General features: G+C 61.5%; 1 protein-coding gene. It reads right to left on the minus strand.

The window, feature by feature from the left end; all coding sequences use genetic code 11:
* Positions 1 to 270: transposase (locus AC5ZFO_RS48475; protein WP_496124330.1), on the minus strand; the 270-nt coding region annotated here is incomplete at both ends.

Raw genomic sequence — 270 nt, forward strand, 5'->3', positions numbered from 1 at the left:
AGCCACTCGGCCAGATCATCCGCCACGTAACTCGAACCATTGTCGCTGAGAAGCCTTGGCCGGTGCGCGACGGCGATTTGGTCAAGGCCGGATGCGGCGAGTGCCTGGTCGAGGGTGGCTGTGACATCGGAAGCGCACATGGTGGGACCAAGCCTCCAAGCCACGATGTAGCGCGAGAAGTCGTCAAGCACGGTCGAGAGATAGTACCACCCCCATCCGGTGATCTTGAGGTAGGTGAAGTCGGTCTGCCAGAGCTGGTTGACGGCCGTC

It is taken from the genome of Bradyrhizobium sp. Unk1 (assembly GCF_059512345.1).